Origin of the sequence: Streptomyces uncialis, assembly GCF_001905345.1 — a bacterium.
Classification (GTDB): Bacteria; Actinomycetota; Actinomycetes; order Streptomycetales; family Streptomycetaceae; genus Streptomyces; species Streptomyces uncialis.
Window position 1 is genome coordinate 1 of sequence record NZ_LFBV01000010.1, and the last position, 19,904, is coordinate 19,904.

Genomic DNA, 19,904 nt, shown 5'->3' on the forward strand with positions numbered 1-19,904 from the left:
CCAGCCGGTCACACGATCACTGATCGCCTACGACCACTGATCATTCGGAATGACTCGTCTAGGTCTGTCCGGCGTGACGCGCTTGTTCCTGTGCCGTCGCTCGGTGGGTGCGCAGTTCCCCGCGGGTCGCCTTCGCTTGCGCTTCCTAGGTCTGTCCGGCGTGACGCACTTGTTCCTGTGCCGTCGCTCGGTGGTTTCGCGCAGTTCCCCGCGCCCCTTTGGGGCGCCACCTGTTTGTTCTTCGGGTCGGTGCCGGTCGGGATTCTCCGTCCTCGATCCGACACGCTCGGTCGGACATCCCCCTTGCCCGACTGAAGAGCATCGGAGTCTGCGGGCAGAGATTCCCGCCCACCCCCTCCCGCAGCCGAGCGCCTGCACGAGGAGGATGGTTCAACCCCACCACAGCAGACGGAGAACAGCCCCAGGTGGCGCCCCCAAAGGGGCGCGGGGAACTGCGCAAAGACGAGAACCGGCCCGCACCCGAAGAACGACCGCAAGGGGGCACCACCTAGGGGCGCGGGGAACTGCGCAAAACGAGGGCGACCCGCACCCGAAGAGCGACCGCAAGGGGGCACCACCTAGGGGCGCGGGGAACTGCGCGAAACCACCGAGCGACGGCACAGGAACAAGTGGGCCCAGCCGGACAGACCCAGGGGCGCGGGGAACTGCGCACAGACGAGGGCGGCCCCGCACCCGAAGAAGCGACCGCAAGAGGGCAGCATCCAGGGGCGCGGGGAACTGCGCACCCCGCGAGCGACGGCACAGGGACAAGTACGTCCAGCACAGGGAACCTCGGGGGCGCGAGCGGAGGCGACCTGCGGGGAACTGCGCACCCACGGACGACCTGTACGGGGACGAGTACGTCCAGGTGTGGAACCCCCGGGGGCGGGGCGTGGGTTACAGGGGTGACTCCTGGTGGGGGGTGGTGTGGGGGCGGGAGAGGGTGAGGAAGGCCAGGGCGGCGGCCAGGGCTGCGGTGAGCTGGACGACGGCCATCGGCACAGCCGTGTGCTCCCCCGCGATCCCGACGAGAGGCGAAGCCACCGCGCCGATCAGGAACGACGACGTACCGATCAGCGCGGACGCGGACCCCGCCGCGTGCCCCGCCCGGAAGAGGGCCAGCGCGTTGGTGTTGGGCAGCACCAGCCCCATCGCGGACATCAGCACGAACAGCGCCGCGGCGACCGGGAAGAGCCCCGCCTTCCCGAACACCCCCGCCGTGAGCAGCAGCAGCGCGACCGACGCGAGACCGATCACCGCGAGCCCCACCCCGACGGCCTTGTCGAGGCTGACCCGGCCGACGAGCAGACGGCCGTTGATCTGGCCGACGATCACCAGGCCGACCGAGTTGACACCGAAGAGCAGCGAGAACGTCTGGGGTGAGGCCCCGTAGATCTCCTGGACGACGAACGGCGAGGCGGACACGTACGCGAACAGCGCGGCGAAGGTGAAGCCGCCCGCGAGGGTGTAGCCGGTGAACGCGCGGTCGGCGAGGAGTCCGCGCATGGTGCGCAGCGCGGCCCGGACCCCGCCGGGGTGCCGGCGGGCGGGCGGCAGGGTCTCCGGCAGCCGGAAGCGGACGAGGAGGGTGAGGACCACCCCGACGACGGTGAGCACCCAGAACACCCCGCGCCAGTCGGTGAACCGCAGCACCTGGCCGCCGATGACGGGACCGATGATCGGGGCGACCCCGGAGATCAGCATCAGGGTGGAGAAGAACCGGGCCATCGCGACCCCGTCGTAGAGGTCCCGGACGATCGCGCGGGCGATCACGATGCCCGCGGCGCCCGCGAGTCCCTGGGCGAGCCGGAAGGCGATGAGGAGTTCGACATCGGGGGCGACGGCGCACGCGGCGGTGGCGACGATGTAGATCAGCAGACCGATCAGCAGCGGGCGTCTGCGGCCCCACTTGTCGCTCATGGGTCCCACGACGAGCTGTCCGAGGGCCATGCCCGCGAGGCAGGCGGTGAGGGTGAGCTGCACGGTCGCGGCGGAGGCGCCCAGCATCCCGGTGACCTCCGGCAGCGCCGGGAGGTACATGTCCATGGACAGCGGGGGCATCGCGGTGAGTCCGCCGAGGACCAGCGTCACCAGGATTCCGGTGCGGCGGACGGCCGGGGGGTGGACGGCGGGTCCCGGGTCGCCCGGTGGCGCGGGGACGGGCACGGGGACCGGTGGCGGCGCGACCTGCTCCCCCGCCCGGACGTCGGTGTCCAGGGGCCCCGGTATGTCGTCCCCGTCCTGTGCGGCACTCCCGCGCTCGGGCATGCGCCCTCCCCTTCGTCTGCCGTTCCTGGTGTTCGCCGGCGTTGGTTTCCGTTGGATGCCGATGGAGTTCGCCGGGTCCGTTCTCTATGCTCGCAGTCCGGATCGGATGGTTGAGACCATTTATCCACGTACCGGGCCCGGCCCGGTGGCGGGGCGGTCCGTTTCTCGCGGGAGCGGCTGCCCCAGGGGCACCGCCCAGGAACGGAAGGGGCCTCATGGCCGGGGAACGTGTGCGCTGGGGAGTACTGGCGACGGGCGGGATAGCCGCCTCCTTCACCGCCGATCTGCTGGACATGCCGGACGCCGAGGTCGTCGCGGTCGCGTCCCGTACCGAGGCGGGCGCGAAGGCGTTCGCCGAGCGGTTCGGGATCGGGCGCGCGTACGGCGACTGGGCCTCGCTCGCCGCCGACGAGGACATCGATGTGGTGTACGTCGCCACTCCGCACGCCGCGCACCGGCGGGCCGCCGGGCTGTGTCTGGGGGCGGGCCGTCCGGTGCTGGTCGAGAAGGCGTTCACGCTGAACGCGCCCGAGGCGGTGGAGCTGGTGGCGCTGGCACGGGCCCGGGGCCTGTTCCTGATGGAGGCCATGTGGATGTACTGCAACCCGCTGATCCGCAGGCTGAAGGGGCTGGTGGACGACGGGGCGATCGGTACGGTCCGGGCGGTGCACGCCGACTTCGGGATCGACGGCAGCTTCCCGGCCACGCACCGGCTGCGGGACCCGGCGCAGGGCGGCGGCGCGCTGCTCGACCTCGGTGTGTACCCGGTGTCGTTCGCGCAGCTGTTCCTCGGTGAGCCGGCCGGGGTGAGCGCGGCGGCCACGCTGTCGCCGGAAGGGGTCGACCTCCAGACCGGCATGGTGCTGTCGTACGACAGCGGCGCGCTCGCGGTGCTGCACTGCGCGGTCAACGCGCACACCCCGGTCGTCGCGTCGGTCACCGGCAGCGAGGGGCGGGTGGAGATCCCCGGCGGGTTCTTCTACCCGGAGCGGTTCGTGCTGCACCGGGACGGCAAGGAGCCGCAGGAGTTCGTGACGGACCCGGCGGACGGGCCCCGGGACACGTTCCGTCATGAGGCGGCCGAGGTGATGCGGTGTCTGCGCGCGGGGGCGGTGGAGTCCCCGCTGGTCCCGCTGGACGGATCGCTCGCCGTGATGCGGACGCTGGACGCGGTGCGGGAGCGGACCGGGGTGCGGTACCCGGGCGAGCGGGTCTGAGGGGCCTCTTCGTCCGGGGCGACCACGTCTGCCCGGGGCGTGGGACCGGCATTCCTCCGTCCTGAGAATCTCCACAAGCGGAACGAGACCTTCCGTCCGGTATGGCCGGGCAACACGCCTATGCTCAGGGTTCCTTCATAAGTATGTTCATCGAATATCCACATTTGGAGCCGTGTTGCGTATCCGTTTCGCCGCATCCGCCGCCGTCGCCGTCGCCGCCCTGGCCGCCCCGCTGCTCGCCGCCACCCCGGCCGCCGCCGCGCCGCACCAGGGAGGACTGCACTTCGGCTGGGTCCAGTACGACAGCCCGGGCCGCGACACCCGCTCGAACGCCTCGCTGAACGCCGAGCGCGTCAACATCCACAACAACACCCGTTCCACGATCCAGCTCAAGGGCTACAAGATCAAGGACAACACCGGCTACACGTACACCTTCGGCAACCACAAGATCGGCGCGGGCAAGACCGTCCAGCTGCGCACCGGCCGGGGCAGCAACAGCGCCGGTTACGTGTACTGGAACCGCGGCTCGTACGTCTGGAACAACACCGGTGACAAGGCCCGGCTGCTGCGTCCCAGCGGTTCCCAGGCCGACTCCTGCTCCTGGGGCGACGGCCGCGGCACCACGTACTGCCACTGAGCCATCCTGAAGGGGCAGGCGACCGTCCCGGGGCCGGGCGGGGGGGGTGACCGCTCCGCGCGACCGGAACCGCGCGGACAGCGGGAACGACCCGCACCACGGGACGGTCGCCCCCTGGTACACGAGACGAGCGGGACCGCGCCGGCACCACAGGGCGACGGTCCCGTCCTCATGCCTGGCCGGTCTCGAACCGTGTGACCTTGCCGCCCTCCACCACGAAGTCCCACCGGGTCCGCATCTCGCCCCAGGTGTCGTTGCTGTAGCGGGCGATGAGCGAGCGGCCGCCCGCCTTCTCCTTGTCGATGTCCAGATGCCCGTGCGAGGAGAAGATCTCCCGCTCGGTCCACTCGTCGAGATCCCGCTCGGTGCCGTCGTCGGACATGGTGGCGTCCGGGGTGAGCACCGCCCGGAACGCCGTCCGGTCGTGCGCGTTCACCGCGGCGACGAAGTCGCGCACGGCGGGCTCGCTGAGCTTGGCGAGCTGGATGGACATGGGGCCTCCCGGGCCTCCTCGCTGCCGCCCGCGGCCTCCTGGCCCCCGGGCGCCGGCACCGCGGGACCACGGGGCCGACGCCGCCCACCCTCACACCCGTCCGTGTGCCCCGCTACCGGGCGCGGGGGCGTTCGGGCACCCGGGGGTACGGGCGGGCGGACGGGCCCGGGAGGTGCCACCGTGGAGGGGAAGGCCAGGCATCCCCTGAGGAGGAACGCGATGACCGGCTGTTTCCATGTCCACCGGCGCGATCTGGGTCTGCTGCTGCTCCGGGTCGGCATCGGCGGGGCGCTGACGGCGCACGGCACGCAGAAGCTGTTCGGCTGGTTCGGGGGCGGCGGCATCGAGGGCACGGGCACCGCCATGGAGTCGATGGGGTACATCCCCGGCAGGCCCAGCGCGATCGCCTCCGGGCTCGCCGAGGCGGGCGGCGGGACCCTGCTGGCCCTCGGGCTCGCGACGCCGTTCGCGGGCGCGGCGGCCTCCGGCGGGATGGCGGGCGCCGCCGCGGTGCACGCCCCCAACGGCTTCTTCACCACGGAGGGCGGCTACGAGCTCCCCGCCGCGTTCGGTACGGCCGCGGCCAGCCTCGCGCTGACCGGGCCCGGCCGGTACTCGGTCGATCACGCGATCGGGCATGTGCTGGACCGGGACTGGATGGTTCCGCTGGCGCTGGTCGCGAGCGCGGTGGCCGCGGTGTGCGTGGTCGGCACCCGCCAACGAAGGCTCCGCGCGGAACCCACCCCGGCGGAAACCCCCTGACCACGGCCGCCCCACGGGGCCCCGGGTCACCCCGGCTCACCCCACTTGCGCCCGCGCGGGCCGCCCGGCGGGGCCCCGGGTCACCCCGGCTGAACGCCCGACGCCCGCCCGGGTACCGACGTGGCTGCGCAGTTCCCCGCGCCCCTGGGGTTCCACCTGCGGCCCACTCGTTCCACTGGGTACGGCGAAAGACGGCGGAAGGGGAGCCCCAAAGGGGCGCGGGGAACTGCGCAAAGGACGAGGGCCGGCCCGCACCCGACGGACAACGGACAGGGGCAGCATCCAGGGGCGCGGGGAACTGCGCACCCACGAACGACCCGCACAGGGACAAGTACGCCCAGCACAGGAAACCCAGCGACGCGGGGCACAGCACGACCCGCGGACGAAGACCACGTCCCCCGGCTGGCCCAACCGCAGCGATGGAGGTCCCCATGGCGAAGCCCCAGCAGGAACGGCGCGGAGCGGACACCGGGCCGGACAAGGAACAGCGCCCCGAACCGGACGACCGCGAGCGGCCCGCCAAGGGACCGCGCCGGGTCTTCGAGGTGGACCGCTCCGGCACCGCCCGGTCGTCGGACGACGGGCAGCGCAATAGCCCGGACCACTGAGGGCGGCCGGCCCTAGGCTGACCGGATGACGACGACCTGGAGCCCGGACGCCCCGGGCGTACTGCGGCTGCCGTCCGGACGGACCGTACGGGGCCGGGGGCTGCGCCGCCCGCTGCCCGGGGGCCCCGCGCCGGAGTACGGTGTGTATCTGCTCGGGAGCCCCCCGCCCGCGACCGCGTGGGACGCGGACTGGCTGCGCTGGCCGGACTTCCGGCTGCCGAAGGACCGGACGGCCGCCGCCGCCACCCTGGCGCGGGTCTGGACCCGGTCGGCCACCGAGCGGGTCGAGGTGGCCTGCGGAGGCGGCCGGGGACGTACCGGGACGGCGCTGGCGTGCCTCGCGGTACTCGACGGCGTACCCCAGGGCGAGGCCGTGGCCTATGTCCGCGCGCACTACGACCGGCACGCGGTGGAGACCCCCTGGCAACGGCGCTACGTACGCGGCTTCCAGCGCCCCGCCGGGCACCCGGCGGCCGGACACCCGTAGCCGCCCGGCAGGGCCCCGCTCAGTCGCCGAGCGCGGACGCCAGCTGGACCAGGGAGTCGACCTGCCAGTCGGCGGCGGCCAGCACCTCGGGGTCCTCGCCCCACAGATGACCCCACGGGCCGCGCCGCACATGGGCGACGCGGAGCCCGGCGGCCTTCGCGGGGAACACGTCGTCGCCGGGGTGGTCACCGACGTAGACGGTGGAGCGGGCGGGGCTCTGCGCGAGGTCGAGGACCCGTTCGAAGAACTCGCCCTTCGGCTTCGCGACATCCCACTCGGCGGTGTCGGCGACGAGGTCGACCGGCAGATCGAGCCCGCGCAGCATCTCCGTGCAGCGGGCGCTGGCGTCCCCGGCGACGACCACCCGCAGTCCGCGTTCGCGCAGGGCGGCCAGCGCGGGACGCACGTCCGGGTAGAGGTCCCGTTCGTCGAGGTACTCCCCGCGGCCCGAGACGTCCCGGGCCGCGTCGGCGGAGGCGATGTCCATGTCGGGGTTGATCAGCCGCAACGCGTCCTCGGCGGCCCGCCCTTGCGCGACCACCGCACCGACCAGCGCCGACACGGTGTGCCGTGGCATCTGGAGCCAGTCGGCCCAGCCGTCCCAGTACCTGTCCCGCCGTACCAGGGTCTCGCCCACATCAAGAACGATGGTTTCGATCACCACCGGAACACTAGGCCCCCACCGGCCGAGTGCGGGTCGGCCGCGCGAGGGCACGCGGGAAATGAACTCGGACCACGTACCCCGTGCACGGCGCACCTGACCGGCTTCGGGAACGCGAAGCGCCTCCGACCGCGTGAGAGTCGCACCCCGGCGGGGGCCGGGTCACGGCGGCGCGCCCGGGGCGGGGTCGCAGGGTCCCCCCGGGCCACCTCTTTCGACACATCGCGTGCCCCACCTCCGGGACCGTGTCTTGTGACGGGGTGCTCACGGTGCCTACAGTCCAGCCATGATCCCGCTTGCGACGACCCGGGAAGGACCGGACGGGGCCGCTGCCAGGGAAGGCGTGAGGTGCGACTATCCGATGTGAGCCGCAGGACCGGGGTGCCGGTGCTGACGCTCCGCACGTTCCAGCAGTCGGGGCTGATCCCCGTCCCGCCCCCGTACGACGAGTCGTACGTCCGCCGGGTCGAACTGGTGCGGGCGCTGATGGAGGTCGGCGGGCTCACCCACTCCGACACCCGGCGGGTGCTGGGGCGGCTGGAGTCCCCGGAGACCTCGCTGCACCAGTTGCTGGGTGCCATCCAGTACGCCCTGCCGTCGGCGGGTTCCGCGACCGACGACGCCGACTGGGCGCAGGCGGGCGAGCGGGTCCGTGAACTCGCGGAGGCCAGGCAGTGGGACGTGAGTCCCGACAACCCCGCCTGGCGGACGCTGATCCAGGCCCTGGTGGTCACCGAGTGGCTGGGGCAGGGGGAGTTGATCCGTCCGCTGCTGGCCTACGCGGAGGCCCTGGAGAAGGTCGCCGAGGCCGAACTCTGTCTGGTCCTGCGCCAGCCCGACCGGGAGACCGCGGCGACCCGCATGGTGAACGGCACGGTCATCGGCGACACGGTGATCACCGCGCTGCGCAGACTCGTGCACGAACACGTCTCCACCCGGCTGTGCGCCGCCCCCTCGCCTCACTGAACCTTGATTTCCCCATGAAACCAGCCAAGTGGTGTTACCGAACCCCGCTTTACGCATCGGTAACCATGTGAAGCTTGACGATCACGCACAGCTCTTGCAGACTCCCACTTGACTATCTGAACAACCGGGCCTTTTGCAATCGCACCAGGTGTGCGGTTCTACCGTCAGTGGGGGGCGGTCCCGGCCCGGACGGGGACGGGGGCGTATGGACAGGCCACTGCGTGGGGACTCCGAGCGGCGGGGGCCGGAGGACGGAGCCGCCGCACTCGCGGAGCGGCTCCAGGCGATCCGGCCACAGCTGCTCGACTCCTACCGCCAGGCGCTCGTCGAGCAAGGAAACCCCCTCGGCACCAATCCGGAGGCCTGGCAGACCTGCCATGAGCAGGCGGAACACGTCGTCGCGGACTGTCTGGCGACCCTGCGGCACGGCGGGGAGTCGCCGTTCGACGCGGGTCTCGTGCTGAAGACGCGAAGACTCGGCGGAGCCCGCATCTCCCAGGGGATCGCCCCTATCCACTCCGTGCGCGCGGGCTCCCTCCTGTTCCAGGTGACGATGGATCACCTGAGCCGGATCTGCGCGGACCGGCCCGGCTCGGAGCGTCATCTCATCCAGGCGCTGCTGGGCCTTCAGTCGTCGATCATCAGACGGCTGGAGCAGGGCGCCATCGGCCATGACCTGTTCCTGCTCGACGTGGTGCGGGACGCGGCCCAGCAGGGCCGCAACAGCATGGCCAGGGAGATACACGACCGTATCGGGGGCGCCGCGAGTGTCGCCCTGCGCCAGTTAGAGCTCTACGAGTTGTCCCAGCAGCCCGACTCCCGTCTGACGGCCCTCAAGCAGGCCATCCGGGAGACCCAGCACATCACCCGCGACCTGGTGACGGAACTGCGCAACCGCGCCGACACCACACGGTCCCTCCAGGTCGCCCTCTCCTCGTTCGTCACGGCAATGGCGCTGGACAAGACGACGGTGGAGATCCGGGTCGAGGACCCGGGCGACCATATGCCCCCAGGGCTCGCCGATGATCTCTATCTGATGCTCCGCGAATGTTTGCGCAACGCCTTCGCCCACGCCTCCGCGACCCGGATAGACATCGCTGTCGTGATCGAGGACGGACTGATCCGTGCCTCCGTCCACGACAACGGCATCGGGTTCGATCCGGAGCGCAGACGCGGGCACGGTCTCGCGTCGATGGTCGAGCGCGCCAGACTGCTGGGCGGTCAGCTGGAGATCAACAGTTCTCCCGGGGAAGGCACGGTCGTCGATCTGATCGCCCCCATCGACAAGGAGAACCGTGCTCGCCACGAGTAGACCCGAACCCGACGGCAGAGCCATACGTATCGTCGCCGTCGACGACCACTCGCTGCTCCGTGACGCGCTGTGCCGGCTGATCGAGGCGGAGAGCGATCTGACGATCGTCGCCGACACCGAGAGCAGTGAGGGGCTCGCCGAACTGATCGAGCGGACCCGGGCCCAGGTGGTCCTGCTGGACGTGGAGATCCCGGGCAGTCACGCGCCCACCGTGGTGGGTGAACTGACCCGCCGCTTCCCGGGGCTGCACGTCCTGATGCTGTCCATGCACGGCGACGCCCAGCTCGTCCAGGAGCTGCTGGCCCAGGGGGCCCGCGGGTATCTGCACAAGAGCGTGCCCCGTGAATCGCTGCTGTCGGCGATCCGCAACTCCGTCGCGCGTGATCCCCAGGTCACGATCGCGCTGCCGAGCAGCGGAATGCCGGACACCGGATTCGCCACCTCCGCGCAGACCCTGTCACCACGTGAGCGGGAAGTCCTGACCCTCGCCGCCGAAGCGCTGAGCAACCGTCAGATCGCGACCCGGCTGAGCATCACCGAGGGCACCGTGAAACGACATCTTCGTAATATCTTCGAAAAGCTCGGAGCGGTGTCGCGCATCGACGCGGTGAACAAGGCGATTGACGCCCGGCTGATCCGACGGGCCATGACAAGCCGGCCCGAGGTAACGGAAATGGAAAATCCCCGGGCGCACCGGAAAACGCCACCAAAAGATTAGACTTACCCCCGGTCACGGGCTCCCCCTCTCCGGTTGACGACCATATGTTTCTTAGGATGTAGGCGGCATGCCTCCGGAGGGTCTGCACTCTCCGGCACCCGTCGAGTAAATTTCCGAATATGCCGAGAGCGAAGCATGATAAATACATCAATCCCGCAACGTTCACGGCCGGGACGGAACCGGGGGAACCCTCCGCACCTCCTAAAGGGTTAAGGTTCGTCGCGCTCTGCCTCCGGGAATCCCGGGGCGCGGTACTCGCGATATTCCTTTTACGTTTCCTGCTTGCCGGAACGGCGGACGGAACCTCCCGATCACCTGCTGAACCCGCGCTCTTCCTGGGCGCGGCCGTATGGATCAGCGCCGTCACGGCCGTCTATCTCTACAACGGCGTCACCGATGTGGAGGAGGACCGGTCCAACGGCTCCACCCGCCCCGTGTCGAGCGGGCTGCTGCCCCTCGACACGGCCCTGCGAACCGCCCGGGGTCTGGCCGCCGCCGCTGTCGTCGGCGCCGTCCTCGTCGGGCCGCTGATGTGTGCGGTGACCGTCGGCTTCCTGCTGCTCGGCTACGCGTACTCGGCGCCCCGGATCGCTCTCAAGCGGCACACCCCCGGCACCATCGCCGCGGTGATCGGCGGCGGCGCCCTGACCTATGTGGCGGGCCTGCTGTGCGGGGCGACCCCCCTCACCCCCGCCTCGCTCGCCTTCTGCGGCGCCATGTGCCTGTGGATGGGTCTGGTCGGCGCGATCGCCAAGGACTTCTCCGACGCGGAGGGCGACGCCCGGCACGGCCGCCGCAACTGGACCGTGCTGTGGGGTCCCGCCGTCACGGCCTGCCTGGTCTGTGTCAGCGCCCTCACGATCGGCACCGGACTCCTGCTGTGCGCCCTCTCCCTGTCCGCCCCCGGGCTGCTCCTGCCCAGCGCCGTGCTGCTCGGCAGCGCGCTGGTGCTCGCCGCTGTGGCCCTCACCGCCCGGCCGGACGAGACCCGCGCCCAGCGCCGCGTCCCGTACCGGATCTTCATGGTCACGCAGTACGCGACCCATCTGGTCGCGTTCGCACTTCCCATCACCTGAGCCAGCACACAGAAGCCGGGGGAACGACGATGATCAGCCAGCAGACCCTCAGACCCACCGCACACCACGACCCGTACCGGCCGGTGGCCGGTACAGCGGGCGACGGCTTCGGCGTCCGCATCCTCGGACCCTTGCAGGTCGTCAACGGCGCCTCCACCCACCGGCCGCGCGGGCCCAAGGTGCGCAAGGTGCTCGCCCTGCTGGCGGTACGCCCGCGGGACATCATCGACCTGGACACCATCGTGGAGGAGCTGTGGGACGGCGCGCCCCCGGCCACCGCGGTGAGCACCGTCCGCACCCACGTCTACCATCTGCGCCAGGAACTCGAACGGGAGCTGGGCAGCGCCGCCCGCGACGTCCTCGTCACCGAGGGCTCCGGCTACGCCCTGCACCTCCCGCCCGGCCGGCTCGACCTGGAGGAGTTCACCCGGCTGTGCGCCCAGGCACGTGCCGAACTGCGCGCCGGGAGACGGGAGGCGGCGATCCAGACCCTGGACACCGCGCTCGGGCTGTGGCGGGGCCGCCCCCTGTCCGACGTGTCCCGCGGGCGGGTGCTCGCCGGCCATGTCGCCCGGATCGAGGATCTGCGCCTACGGGCCCAGGAGTTACGCATCGAGGCGGCGATGGGACTGGGCCAGCACCGGGAGGTGGTCCCCGATCTGATCCGCCTCATCGCGGTCGACCCGCTCAACGAATGGCTGCACGCCCGGCTCATCGACGCCCTGCACCGCAGCGGCCGCCGCGGTGACGCGCTACGCGCGTTCAACCATGTCCGCAGCGTCCTCGCCGAGGAGCTGGGACTGGAACCCTCCGAGGACCTGAGACAGTTGCAGCACCACATCCTGGCCGGGGGTTCCGCGGCATGAGTGTGACCTTGGAAGCGGCACCGCTCTCCCCCACCCGTACGGTCGGGGTGCGGATCTGGACGGTCGCGACGGCCCCCGCAGCCGCGGCGGTGCCCTACGACGAGGCGTACGCCGTCCTCGACGCGTCCGAGCGGGCCCGGCTGGCCGGGATGCGGCGGGTCGGCGACCGGATGCGCTACCTGGCCATCCACCACGCCTTCCGCACCCTGCTGGGACGGCGGCTGGGCGTGCCCGCCGAGGAGGTCTCCTTCCGCCGCCACTGCGGGAAGTGCCGCGAGGACGGGCACGGCAAGCCGCGGCCCGTCGGCCCCGACGGCCGCGACCTGTCGGCCAGCCTGTCCCACTCCGGCGCGTACGCGCTGATCGCCCTCAGCGACAGCCCCGGCGTCGAGGTGGGCGTGGACATCGAGCGGGTGCGTCCGCACATGGACTGGAGCGCCATCCCCTGTGTCGACGGCGGCCGGACCACCCACGGCTTCGAGCAGTGGACCCGGGCCGAGGCCCTGGTGAAGGCGGCGGGCACCGGACTGAGCCGTACCCCGCCGCGCTACACCGGCCGGGTGTTCGGGGCCTGGCGCGCCGCCACGGTGCCGCACTCGGCCCAGGAGTGGTACGTGCGCAGCGTCCGCTGCCCGGACGGCTACGCCGCGTCGGTCGCCAGCGCCAGCGCGGACACCCGGGTGTCGACGGCGGCCTGGCGGTCCTGACAAGCGCGGCACGGAGCCGGGCCCGGCGGGTCCGGCCCCCGCCCGTGCCACGGGGCCGTGGGAGGCCGCCGACGGCCCCCCACGGCGTTCAGCGGAGCAGTACACAGCTCGGGCTGGCGACCGGCAGCGGATGCGCGGCGGGGGTGAGGCGTCCGTCGTCGGGGTCGAGACGGAACGCGCTGACGGACTGGCCCGCCTGGTTGGCGGTCCAGACGAACCGCCCCGAGCCGTCCAGCGCCACGTCCCGGGGCCAGCGGGTGCCGGGTGCCTTCGGGGTCACGGGCTGGGACTCCAGCAGGGTGAGGGTGCGGCCCCCGTCGCCGACCCGGAACGACTGGACGGTGTCCAGTCCCCGGTCGGCGGTGACGAGGAGCCGGGCGCCCGGGGTCAGATGCACGGCGGACGGGGCGTTGCGCGGGTCGATGCCCGGCGGTGCCACGGAGGTGTGCGACAGGGCCCGGACCTCGCCCGTGCGGGAGTCGTAGGACAGGACGCTGACGGAGTGACCGATCTCGTTGGTCACGTAGGCGAGGCGTCCGCCCGGATGGAAGACCAGGTGCCGGGGCCCGACCCCGCTGCCGAGGCGGGTGGTGGTGCGCGGGCTCAGCCGTCCGGCGCGGGCGTCGAAGTCGTAGACGTGGATACGGTCGTCGCCCTTGTCGGGCACGAGGACCCGGGTGCCCGCTGGGTCGAAGGCGATCATGTGCGGGTGGGGGCCCCGCTGTTCCACCGGGTGCGGTCCGCGGCCGTGGTGGCGCAGTACCTGGACGGGGTCCCCGAGGGCGCCGTCGGTGCCCACGGGCAGCACCGCCACATGCCCGGAGTCGTAGTTGACCGTCAGCAGGAACCGGCCGTCCGGGTGGAACGCGAGATGGACGGGGGCCGCTCCCCCGCTGGAGCGGGGCCGTCCGACGGGACGCAGCCGGTCGCCGTCGACGCGGTAGGCGTGGACGGCCCCGGTGGCGCCCCCGGGCAGCTGGCTGACGGCGTAGAGCCGGTCGCGGTCCGGGGAGAGGGTGAGGAAGGACGGGTTCTCGATGTCCTTCTGCCAGCCCCGCAGTTCCAGCCGGCCGCTCCCGGTGACGGCGGCGATGCCGATGCCGGGCAGTCCGGGGAGCCCGTACTCGCCGCGGGTGAAGCCGCCGATGTAGGCGTGGCGGGCGTGCGGGCGCGGGGTGCCGCCCGCGGCGGCGGTGGTGGCCGCCCAGCCCGCCGCCGAGGCGGCGGCGGCCGCGGTGGCGGCGAGGAATCGGCGCCTGGTGCGGTCGGCGCGGTTCTCGGGGTCCAGGGGTCCAGGGGTCATACGTCGGCTCCGATGACGAGACCGGGCGAGAGGACGGCGAGCGTCCCGACGAGGGCCAGTGCGATCAGTACCTGCCATACGGTGCGCAGCTCCCTGATCCGCCGGGCGCGCCGCGCGGCGGCGAGCAGGGCGACGGCGGCGGCCCACGCGGGCAGCGCCAGGCGCAGCGCGATCTCGCCGGTGAACTGGAGTTCGGCGCGGGCGGAGACGCATCCGGTGGCGGTGCAGGGGTCGGCCGCGGGGTCTGCCAGGGCCGCGTTCACGGCGAACCAGAGCAGGGGGCCCAGCGCGGCGAGCGCGGTGGTCCACACATAGGGGGCGAGGCCGCCGGGCCCGGTGGCCCGGCGGGTGAGCGCCAGGGCCGCCAGCGCGGGCAGCCATCCGGCGAGGACACCGAAGAGGCCCGCGTGCGCGGCCTCGGAGAGCGCCGCCCAGACGCCGTCGGCGCCGAAGGGGGCGCGCGGCAGGGCCAGCAGTCCGGTGGCGGCGGCGAGGGCCGCCGCCGTGTGCGCCCAGGTGCGGGCGAACGAGGGTGCGCCGGCCCAGCCGACGAACGCCCCGGCGAGCGTCACCAGGAGCAGCGGGGGCCCCGCGGTCACCCCCCACGGCAGCGGGAACCCGGGCAGGACGTCCCCGAGCGGCGCCGACCAGCTGCCCCAGCTGCCGAAGAGGGCGGCGAGCAGCGCGGTGACACAGGCCGCGAGCGCCCCGGCCGCCTCGACCCGGTACCGCCCGGCGGGGGCGGCGGCGGTGCCCGTACGGGTGTCCGTGGGCGTACTGGTGCTGGTGGTGCTGGTGCTGGTGCTGGCCGTACCGGTTCCCGTGGCCGTGCCGGTGGTGCTGGTGGCCGTACGGGTGGCCGTGGCCGTGCTGCTGGTGCCGGTGGTGCCGGTGGTGCCGGTGGCCGTACGGGTCCCCGTCCCCGTACCGCCGGGGTCGGGCTCCGTGCCGCCGCCGGTGGGCCCGGGGCTCGCCGGGGCCGGGGCCGGGGCGGACCCGGTGGCCGGGGGGCTCGCCGGGCCCGTGGTGGCGGGCTCGGCGGTCCCGGGTTGAGGCGCCGCGCCCCGGTTGCCCGTCGGGGGATGTGCGGGTCCGGGGCGCGGCGCGGTCTGGGGGGCGCCGGCGGGGGCGGGTGCCCCGGTCGGCGCGGGGTGGTGCGGGTGCCCTGCCCGGCGGGCCGGGGCGGGGCGGCGGTCGGCCTGTCCGGCCGGGGTCTGCGGGGCCTGGGCGGCCGGGGTGGCGGGTCCGGCCTGGGTGGCGGGTCCGGCCTGGGGGGCGGACCGTGCCGCCGGGGTGGCGGGCCCCGCCCCCGCCCGCGTCACCGACGCGGGCGGGGCGGGCGCCGGGTGCGGCGCGGGCGACGCGGTGTCGCCGGGTTTCGCGGTGGTCACCGCAACGCCTCGGCGCGGGCCGCGGTGGGCTCGGCGGGCGGCGGCGGGGCCGACGACTCGCTGAGGTTGAAGCGGGACCACCAGCGGGCCAGCGGGGCGGGTGCCCACCACGCCTTGCTGCCGAGCAGCGCCATCGTGGCGGGGACGAGCAGACCCCGGACGATGGTCGCGTCCACGATGACCGCGATCACCAGACCCACGCCGATCATCTTCATGAAGAGGATGGACGAGGTCATGAACCCGCCGACCACCACGACCAGGAGCAGTGCGGCACTGGTGATGATCTTCGCGGAGCGCTGGAGACCCAGTGCCATCGACTCGATCGGGTCGCCGCTGATCTCCCACTCCTCGCGGACCCGGGAGAGCAGGAACACCTCGTAGTCCATGGCGAGACCGAAGGCGATCGCGACGACGAGGACCGGGAAGTTGGCGTCCACCGCGCCGATGGGCTCGAAGCCGAGCAGCCCGGAGAGGTGGCCGTCCTGGAAGATCCACTTGATGGCGCCGAAGGTGGCGAGCAGCGAGAGGAGGTTCAGGACCACCGACTTCAGCGGCAGCAGCAGCGACCCGAAGGCCAGGAAGAGCACCAGGAACGAGACGACGGCGACGAACAGGGCCATCCAGGGGAGCCGTTCACCGATCATCCCGACGATGTCCACCCGGGAGGCGGGCATACCGGTGGTCAGTGTCTGGGCGCCCGGGGGTGCCTCGGTGGCGCGGATGTCGCGGACCATGTCCCCGGCGTCGGTCGACATCGGGTCGGGGGTGTAGCGGATGGTCACCCGGGCGTCGTCGCCGGAGAACGCGGTGGGGGTGGCCGAGGCGACGCCGTCGACCTCTCCCAGGCGTGCGGCGTAGGCGCTCGTCGCGTCGCGGTCGGCCTCGCCGTCGAAACGGACGACGGTGGTCATGATCCGGCCGGGGTTGGTGGGGAACTCCGAGCCGAGGTCCTTGCTGACGACCTTGGCGTCGGCGCCGGAGGGCAGTACCCACTCGCCGGGCCGCGCCCAGTTGACCCCGAGCAGCGGGGCGCCGAGGCCCACCAGGGCGGCGACGATGAGGAAGGACGAGATCAGCGGCTTGCGCATCACGGCGTGCGCGGTGCGGTACCAGGCGCCCTGGTTCTCCGGCTTGGCCGGGCGCTCCTTCTTGCCGCCGGGCAGCGGGATGCGCCACTTGTCGATGCTGTGCCCGGTGTAGCGCAGCAGCGCCGGCAGCAGGAACAGCGAGCCGACGACGGCGAAGGTGACGACGGCGACCGCGGCGTAGCCCATGGAGGACAGGAAACGGGACGGGAAGACGATGAGGCCCGCGAAGGAGATCGCGACCGCGAGTCCGGAGAAGGCGACCGTGCGTCCGGCGGTGGCCGTGGCGCGGCGAACCGCCTCGTCGACGTCGGCGCCCGCCCGGAGTTCGTCCCGGTACCGGCTGACCATAAACAGGGCGTAGTCGATGGCGAGGCCGAGGGCGAGGATGGTGATGACGTTGATGACGGTGCTGGAGATCTCGGTGAACATGGTGAGCACCCGCAGCACCACGAACGACCCGAGTGCCACGAAGGTGCCCACGGCCAGCGGCAGCAGCGCGGCGATCGCGCTGCGGAAGATCAGCACGAGCAGCAGGAGCAGCAGCGGGACGGAGAGCATCTCGGCGCGGGCGATGTCGGAGCCGGTGAGCGCGTTGACCTGCTGGGTCATCGCGGCGACCCCGCCGAAGCGGACGTCGGTGCCCTCGGCGGCGAAGCGGTCCTCGATCTCGGTGAGCAGCTCGACCTGGTCCTGGTCGTTGTCGCTGGTGAACTGGACCGTGACATAGGTCTGGTCGCGGTCCTTGGAGACATAGGCGTCCGCGCCCTGGGCGCCGGGCTGCCAGAAGGAGTCGAGGCGCTCGATGCCCTCCCGGGGGACGGCGTCGAGGGCGGCCTTCACGGCTGGCCCGAACTCGTCCACGCTCTGTCCGGACTTGTCCGACTCGTAGAGGACGATCAGATCGTTGGACTCACGTCCGAGCGGGCCTTCGAGGACCTTGTCGGCCTGTACGGATTCGCTGGAGGGATCGTCGAAGCCCGCACCACCGGTGAACGAGCCGAATACGCCTGTTCCCCACACTCCGGCGAACAGCGTGAATACGACTGCGGCTACGACCACCCATTTCCGGCGCCGCGCGGTGAATTCTCCGATGGCGGCAAACATTTCCCTCTCCCTGCTTGAATGACGAGCGATGGTCTACCGGCGGCCCGCCTGAACTGTTGTCACAATCCTTACAGAGCCCGGAATTTCAAAGGAATGCGCGCTGGGGGTGCGGTTCATGCCTCTTTCGGGACATCGGCGCCGGCCCTCATCCGCGCCGTTCCGCGCCGCTGGACGGCGGTGGCCACGGCGGCTACTCCCAGCGACAACGAGAGTCCGATCGCGAGGGCGTGCACGGGGTTGTCGCTGAGCGCGCCGCCGAAGTAGCCGACGCCCACCGAGTAGGCCGTCCAGACCGTCTCGGCGATCGCGGCGCCGATGACGAAGCGCCGTACCGGGTAGCCCGCGGCGCCCGCCGCGAGCGGCCCGAGGAGCCGTCCGCTGGGCAGGAACCGTACGCCGATCACGAACGGGAGCCCCTGGCGCCGTATCCGGTCCGACGCCCAGACGAACATCTCGCCGCGGCGGCCGGTCGGCTCCGAGCGCCGGAACCTGCCGCCCGCGGACCAGCCGAAGCGGTGCAGCAGCAGATCACCGAGCAGCGCGCTGCCCGCGACCGACAGCAGGACGAGTACCAGGGACATCTCGCCGCGGGCGGCGAGCATGCCGCCGGTGATGAGCAGCAGATTGTTGGGCAGCAGCGGCGGCAGGGTGGTGATCGCCAGGATCGCGTAGGCCCAGCAGGCCATCTCCCCCAGGCGGGGGGCCAGGCCGGCCGTGATGTCGACCCATGAGAGGAGCGACGAGAAGTCCATGGTCTTCCCCCAGGGCTGTCGGTAGCCGTCCGGGGACGGGTTCGCGAGACGCGCATGTGTCTTTGGAGGTATGCACGGGGTCGGAAGGAGGTGATGCTCCCTGGCCGCAAGGCCGTTAACGTCGCGCATGGCGGTGAACGACCCCGCCTGACCCCTACAGTAACCTAAACTATCGATAGTTTCACTATCACCAAGGACGCAGGTGGGGGTCATGACCGAAGTGACGCTTTTCTTCCAGGAGTTCGCCCGATCGCGCCGGGAGACGGGGGCCATCGCCCCGAGCAGTCCCGCGCTGGCCGGCGCCCTGACCCGCTTCGTGATCCCGAGCCCGGGCCACGCACGCGCGGTACTGGAGGTGGGGCCGGGCACCGGGGCCGTCACCCGGCGGGCGCGGGCCGCGATAGGGCCGCTGGACACCCTGGACCTGGTCGAGGCCAATCCGCGCTTCGCCGAGCTGCTCCAGCAGCGGTACGCGGGCGACGGCCAGGTCCGGCTGCTGACCGGCCTGGTGCAGGAGCACGAGCTGGGCTCGTACGACACGATCGTGTGCGGACTGCCGTTCGCGAACTTCGACGCCGCGACGGTGCAGGACATCTTCGACCGGCTGCTGGGCGCGCTGCGCCCCGGCGGGACCCTCTCCTTCTTCGCCTACGCGGGGCTCCCCGCCCTGCGCCGGGCGCTCGTGGGCCCCGAGGAGCGGCGGCGCGCGCTGCGGACCCAGGCGGTCATCACCCGGACCCTCCAGCGCCACCGCTTCCGCACCGAGACCGTGCTCGGCAACCTCCCGCCGGCCCATGTCCACCATCTGGTGCCGGTGCGGCCCGCGGTGACCTACACCGACTGAGTCCGGGGTCTGGCGAAACGGGACGAGGCGCTCTCCTGGGCGATCCGGCGCATCGCCGACATCGCGGCGTCCCCGAGCACCGTGCCGAGGACCACGCCCTCCACCATGCCGTCCACGGTGGGGACGTCGGCGACCGTGGCCAGCTCCACCTGGGCCAGCCGGCCGGCCGCCGCCGCGTACTCGTCGAGGAGGGCCAGCAGATCGCCCCGGTCGAGGTCCCGGTAGGTGACGATGATCTGGACGAGCGCGGGCCAGCCCGGGTTCTCCGGCTTGACGTCCCAGCCGTGCCGGCGGACCAGCTCGGCCGCCTCCCGCTCGGCCTGGCGCCGCTCCTCCTCGGTACCGCGCTCGGTGGCGGACCTGCTGACCGCCGACTGGGCCACCCCGAGCATGCCGTGGACCGTGCGCCCGGGAGCGTCCACCTGCGCCAGGACATCACGCACAGTGGCGACGGACATGCCGCCGACCTCCAGCATCGCCCTGATCAGCTTGAGCCTGCGGACATGGGACCCGGCATAGCGCACCTGGTTGGGACTGGTGCGCTCGCCGGGCGGCAGCAGCCCCTCACGTGTGTAGTACTTGATCGTGGGGGCCGGAACTCCCGTATGCCGCGCCAGCTCTCCGATACGCATTCCATAAGGATA

Annotated in this window: 20 protein-coding genes; 12 read left to right on the forward strand and 8 right to left on the reverse strand. The window is 72.3% G+C overall.

Annotated elements, in window-relative coordinates:
• Positions 1-897: 897 nt before the first annotated feature.
• The gene (locus AB852_RS30265) at positions 898-2,268 is read right to left on the reverse strand and encodes a multidrug effflux MFS transporter (RefSeq protein ID WP_073793437.1); all 1,371 of its coding nucleotides are present in this window, start codon (positions 2,266-2,268) and stop codon (positions 898-900) included.
• 215 nt (positions 2,269-2,483) lie between these two features.
• Here AB852_RS30265 and AB852_RS30270 point away from each other — a divergent pair, with 215 nt between their 5' ends.
• Positions 2,484-3,485, forward strand: coding sequence for a Gfo/Idh/MocA family protein (locus AB852_RS30270; RefSeq protein WP_073793438.1), 1,002 nt, complete (start codon positions 2,484-2,486; stop codon positions 3,483-3,485).
• Between the two features lie 175 nt (positions 3,486-3,660).
• Entirely contained in the window at positions 3,661-4,122 is a 462-nt protein-coding gene (locus AB852_RS30275; protein WP_073793439.1) for a lamin tail domain-containing protein, read from the forward strand.
• Between the two features lie 169 nt (positions 4,123-4,291).
• Here AB852_RS30275 and AB852_RS30280 read toward each other — a convergent pair whose 3' ends face one another.
• Complete coding sequence (locus tag AB852_RS30280; protein ID WP_073793440.1) at positions 4,292-4,615, reverse strand: nuclear transport factor 2 family protein; 324 nt, start codon at positions 4,613-4,615, stop codon at positions 4,292-4,294.
• Positions 4,616-4,834: 219 nt separating this feature from the next.
• On the opposite strand from AB852_RS30280, the gene AB852_RS30285 reads away from it, so the two are divergent.
• The 3 genes from AB852_RS30285 (at position 4,835) to AB852_RS30290 (ending at position 6,472) form a co-directional block, all read left to right on the forward strand.
• Positions 4,835-5,377 (forward strand): DoxX family protein, encoded by a 543-nt coding sequence (locus AB852_RS30285; RefSeq protein ID WP_073793441.1) that lies wholly within the window; start codon positions 4,835-4,837, stop codon positions 5,375-5,377.
• 431 nt (positions 5,378-5,808) lie between these two features.
• Positions 5,809-5,985 (forward strand): hypothetical protein, encoded by a 177-nt coding sequence (locus tag AB852_RS40020; protein ID WP_178391156.1) that lies wholly within the window; start codon positions 5,809-5,811, stop codon positions 5,983-5,985.
• Positions 5,986-6,010: 25 nt separating this feature from the next.
• Positions 6,011-6,472, forward strand: coding sequence for a phosphatase domain-containing protein (locus AB852_RS30290; protein WP_073793442.1), 462 nt, complete (start codon positions 6,011-6,013; stop codon positions 6,470-6,472).
• Positions 6,473-6,491: 19 nt separating this feature from the next.
• Here AB852_RS30290 and AB852_RS30295 read toward each other — a convergent pair whose 3' ends face one another.
• A complete protein-coding gene (locus AB852_RS30295) occupies positions 6,492-7,133 on the reverse strand; it encodes an HAD family hydrolase (RefSeq protein WP_073794128.1) in 642 nt (213 codons plus the stop codon).
• Between the two features lie 348 nt (positions 7,134-7,481).
• Here AB852_RS30295 and AB852_RS40025 point away from each other — a divergent pair, with 348 nt between their 5' ends.
• From AB852_RS40025 to AB852_RS30325, 6 genes are all read left to right on the forward strand, one after another.
• Complete coding sequence (locus tag AB852_RS40025) at positions 7,482-8,099, forward strand: MerR family transcriptional regulator (protein WP_073793443.1); 618 nt, start codon at positions 7,482-7,484, stop codon at positions 8,097-8,099.
• Positions 8,100-8,304: 205 nt separating this feature from the next.
• Positions 8,305-9,411: a sensor histidine kinase gene (locus tag AB852_RS30305; protein WP_073793444.1), complete on the forward strand. Its 1,107-nt coding sequence runs from the start codon at positions 8,305-8,307 to the stop codon at positions 9,409-9,411.
• Positions 9,395-10,129: a response regulator transcription factor gene (locus AB852_RS30310; RefSeq protein WP_079185031.1), complete on the forward strand. Its 735-nt coding sequence runs from the start codon at positions 9,395-9,397 to the stop codon at positions 10,127-10,129. The genes AB852_RS30305 and AB852_RS30310 overlap by 17 nt, the downstream gene beginning before the upstream one ends.
• Before the next feature lie 119 nt (positions 10,130-10,248).
• Positions 10,249-11,205: a UbiA family prenyltransferase gene (locus AB852_RS30315; RefSeq protein WP_079185032.1), complete on the forward strand. Its 957-nt coding sequence runs from the start codon at positions 10,249-10,251 to the stop codon at positions 11,203-11,205.
• 29 nt (positions 11,206-11,234) lie between these two features.
• Positions 11,235-12,071, forward strand: coding sequence for an AfsR/SARP family transcriptional regulator (locus tag AB852_RS30320; protein WP_073793445.1), 837 nt, complete (start codon positions 11,235-11,237; stop codon positions 12,069-12,071).
• On the forward strand, positions 12,068-12,778 hold the full coding sequence (locus tag AB852_RS30325) for a 4'-phosphopantetheinyl transferase family protein (protein ID WP_143201304.1): 711 nt from the start codon (positions 12,068-12,070) through the stop codon (positions 12,776-12,778). Before AB852_RS30320 ends, AB852_RS30325 begins: the two co-directional genes overlap by 4 nt.
• An 88-nt stretch (positions 12,779-12,866) precedes the next feature.
• Here AB852_RS30325 and AB852_RS30330 read toward each other — a convergent pair whose 3' ends face one another.
• The 4 genes from AB852_RS30330 to AB852_RS30345 form a co-directional block, all read right to left on the reverse strand.
• Positions 12,867-14,081, reverse strand: coding sequence for a lactonase family protein (locus tag AB852_RS30330; protein WP_178391157.1), 1,215 nt, complete (start codon positions 14,079-14,081; stop codon positions 12,867-12,869).
• On the reverse strand, positions 14,078-15,472 hold the full coding sequence (locus AB852_RS40030; protein WP_073793447.1) for a hypothetical protein: 1,395 nt from the start codon (positions 15,470-15,472) through the stop codon (positions 14,078-14,080). Before AB852_RS40030 ends, AB852_RS30330 begins: the two co-directional genes overlap by 4 nt.
• Positions 15,469-17,664: an MMPL family transporter gene (locus AB852_RS30340; RefSeq protein ID WP_073793448.1), complete on the reverse strand. Its 2,196-nt coding sequence runs from the start codon at positions 17,662-17,664 to the stop codon at positions 15,469-15,471. The genes AB852_RS40030 and AB852_RS30340 overlap by 4 nt, the downstream gene beginning before the upstream one ends.
• A 113-nt stretch (positions 17,665-17,777) precedes the next feature.
• Positions 17,778-18,416, reverse strand: a complete 639-nt coding sequence (locus tag AB852_RS30345) for a DedA family protein (protein WP_073793449.1) — start codon at positions 18,414-18,416, stop codon at positions 17,778-17,780.
• 211 nt (positions 18,417-18,627) lie between these two features.
• Here AB852_RS30345 and AB852_RS30350 point away from each other — a divergent pair, with 211 nt between their 5' ends.
• Positions 18,628-19,260 carry a class I SAM-dependent methyltransferase gene (locus AB852_RS30350; protein ID WP_073793450.1) on the forward strand — a complete coding sequence of 211 codons (633 nt, stop codon included), beginning with the start codon at positions 18,628-18,630 and terminating at the stop codon, positions 19,258-19,260.
• On the opposite strand, the gene AB852_RS30355 is transcribed toward AB852_RS30350, so the two are convergent.
• On the reverse strand, positions 19,248-19,892 hold the full coding sequence (locus AB852_RS30355) for a MerR family transcriptional regulator (RefSeq protein WP_073793451.1): 645 nt from the start codon (positions 19,890-19,892) through the stop codon (positions 19,248-19,250). The two genes, AB852_RS30350 and AB852_RS30355, sit on opposite strands and share 13 nt — an antisense overlap.
• Between the last annotated feature and the right edge of the window lie 12 nt (positions 19,893-19,904).

What these genes read in the sequence shown, in the direction of transcription:
- AB852_RS30350 (WP_073793450.1), top strand. Translation starts at nt 18,628, where the DNA reads ATGACCGAAGTGACGCTTTTCTTCCAGGAGTTCGCCCGATCGCGCCGG.
- AB852_RS30280 (WP_073793440.1), bottom strand. Translation starts at nt 4,615, where the DNA reads ATGTCCATCCAGCTCGCCAAGCTCAGCGAGCCCGCCGTGCGCGACTTC.
- AB852_RS30305 (WP_073793444.1), top strand. Translation starts at nt 8,305, where the DNA reads ATGGACAGGCCACTGCGTGGGGACTCCGAGCGGCGGGGGCCGGAGGAC.
- AB852_RS30265 (WP_073793437.1), bottom strand. Translation starts at nt 2,268, where the DNA reads ATGCCCGAGCGCGGGAGTGCCGCACAGGACGGGGACGACATACCGGGG.
- AB852_RS30355 (WP_073793451.1), bottom strand. Translation starts at nt 19,892, where the DNA reads ATGCGTATCGGAGAGCTGGCGCGGCATACGGGAGTTCCGGCCCCCACG.
- AB852_RS30325 (WP_143201304.1), top strand. Translation starts at nt 12,068, where the DNA reads ATGAGTGTGACCTTGGAAGCGGCACCGCTCTCCCCCACCCGTACGGTC.
- AB852_RS30345 (WP_073793449.1), bottom strand. Translation starts at nt 18,416, where the DNA reads ATGGACTTCTCGTCGCTCCTCTCATGGGTCGACATCACGGCCGGCCTG.
- AB852_RS30290 (WP_073793442.1), top strand. Translation starts at nt 6,011, where the DNA reads ATGACGACGACCTGGAGCCCGGACGCCCCGGGCGTACTGCGGCTGCCG.
- AB852_RS40020 (WP_178391156.1), top strand. Translation starts at nt 5,809, where the DNA reads ATGGCGAAGCCCCAGCAGGAACGGCGCGGAGCGGACACCGGGCCGGAC.
- AB852_RS30340 (WP_073793448.1), bottom strand. Translation starts at nt 17,664, where the DNA reads ATGTTTGCCGCCATCGGAGAATTCACCGCGCGGCGCCGGAAATGGGTG.
- AB852_RS30330 (WP_178391157.1), bottom strand. Translation starts at nt 14,081, where the DNA reads ATGACCCCTGGACCCCTGGACCCCGAGAACCGCGCCGACCGCACCAGG.
- AB852_RS30320 (WP_073793445.1), top strand. Translation starts at nt 11,235, where the DNA reads ATGATCAGCCAGCAGACCCTCAGACCCACCGCACACCACGACCCGTAC.
- AB852_RS30270 (WP_073793438.1), top strand. Translation starts at nt 2,484, where the DNA reads ATGGCCGGGGAACGTGTGCGCTGGGGAGTACTGGCGACGGGCGGGATA.
- AB852_RS30285 (WP_073793441.1), top strand. Translation starts at nt 4,835, where the DNA reads ATGACCGGCTGTTTCCATGTCCACCGGCGCGATCTGGGTCTGCTGCTG.
- AB852_RS30315 (WP_079185032.1), top strand. Translation starts at nt 10,249, where the DNA reads ATGCCGAGAGCGAAGCATGATAAATACATCAATCCCGCAACGTTCACG.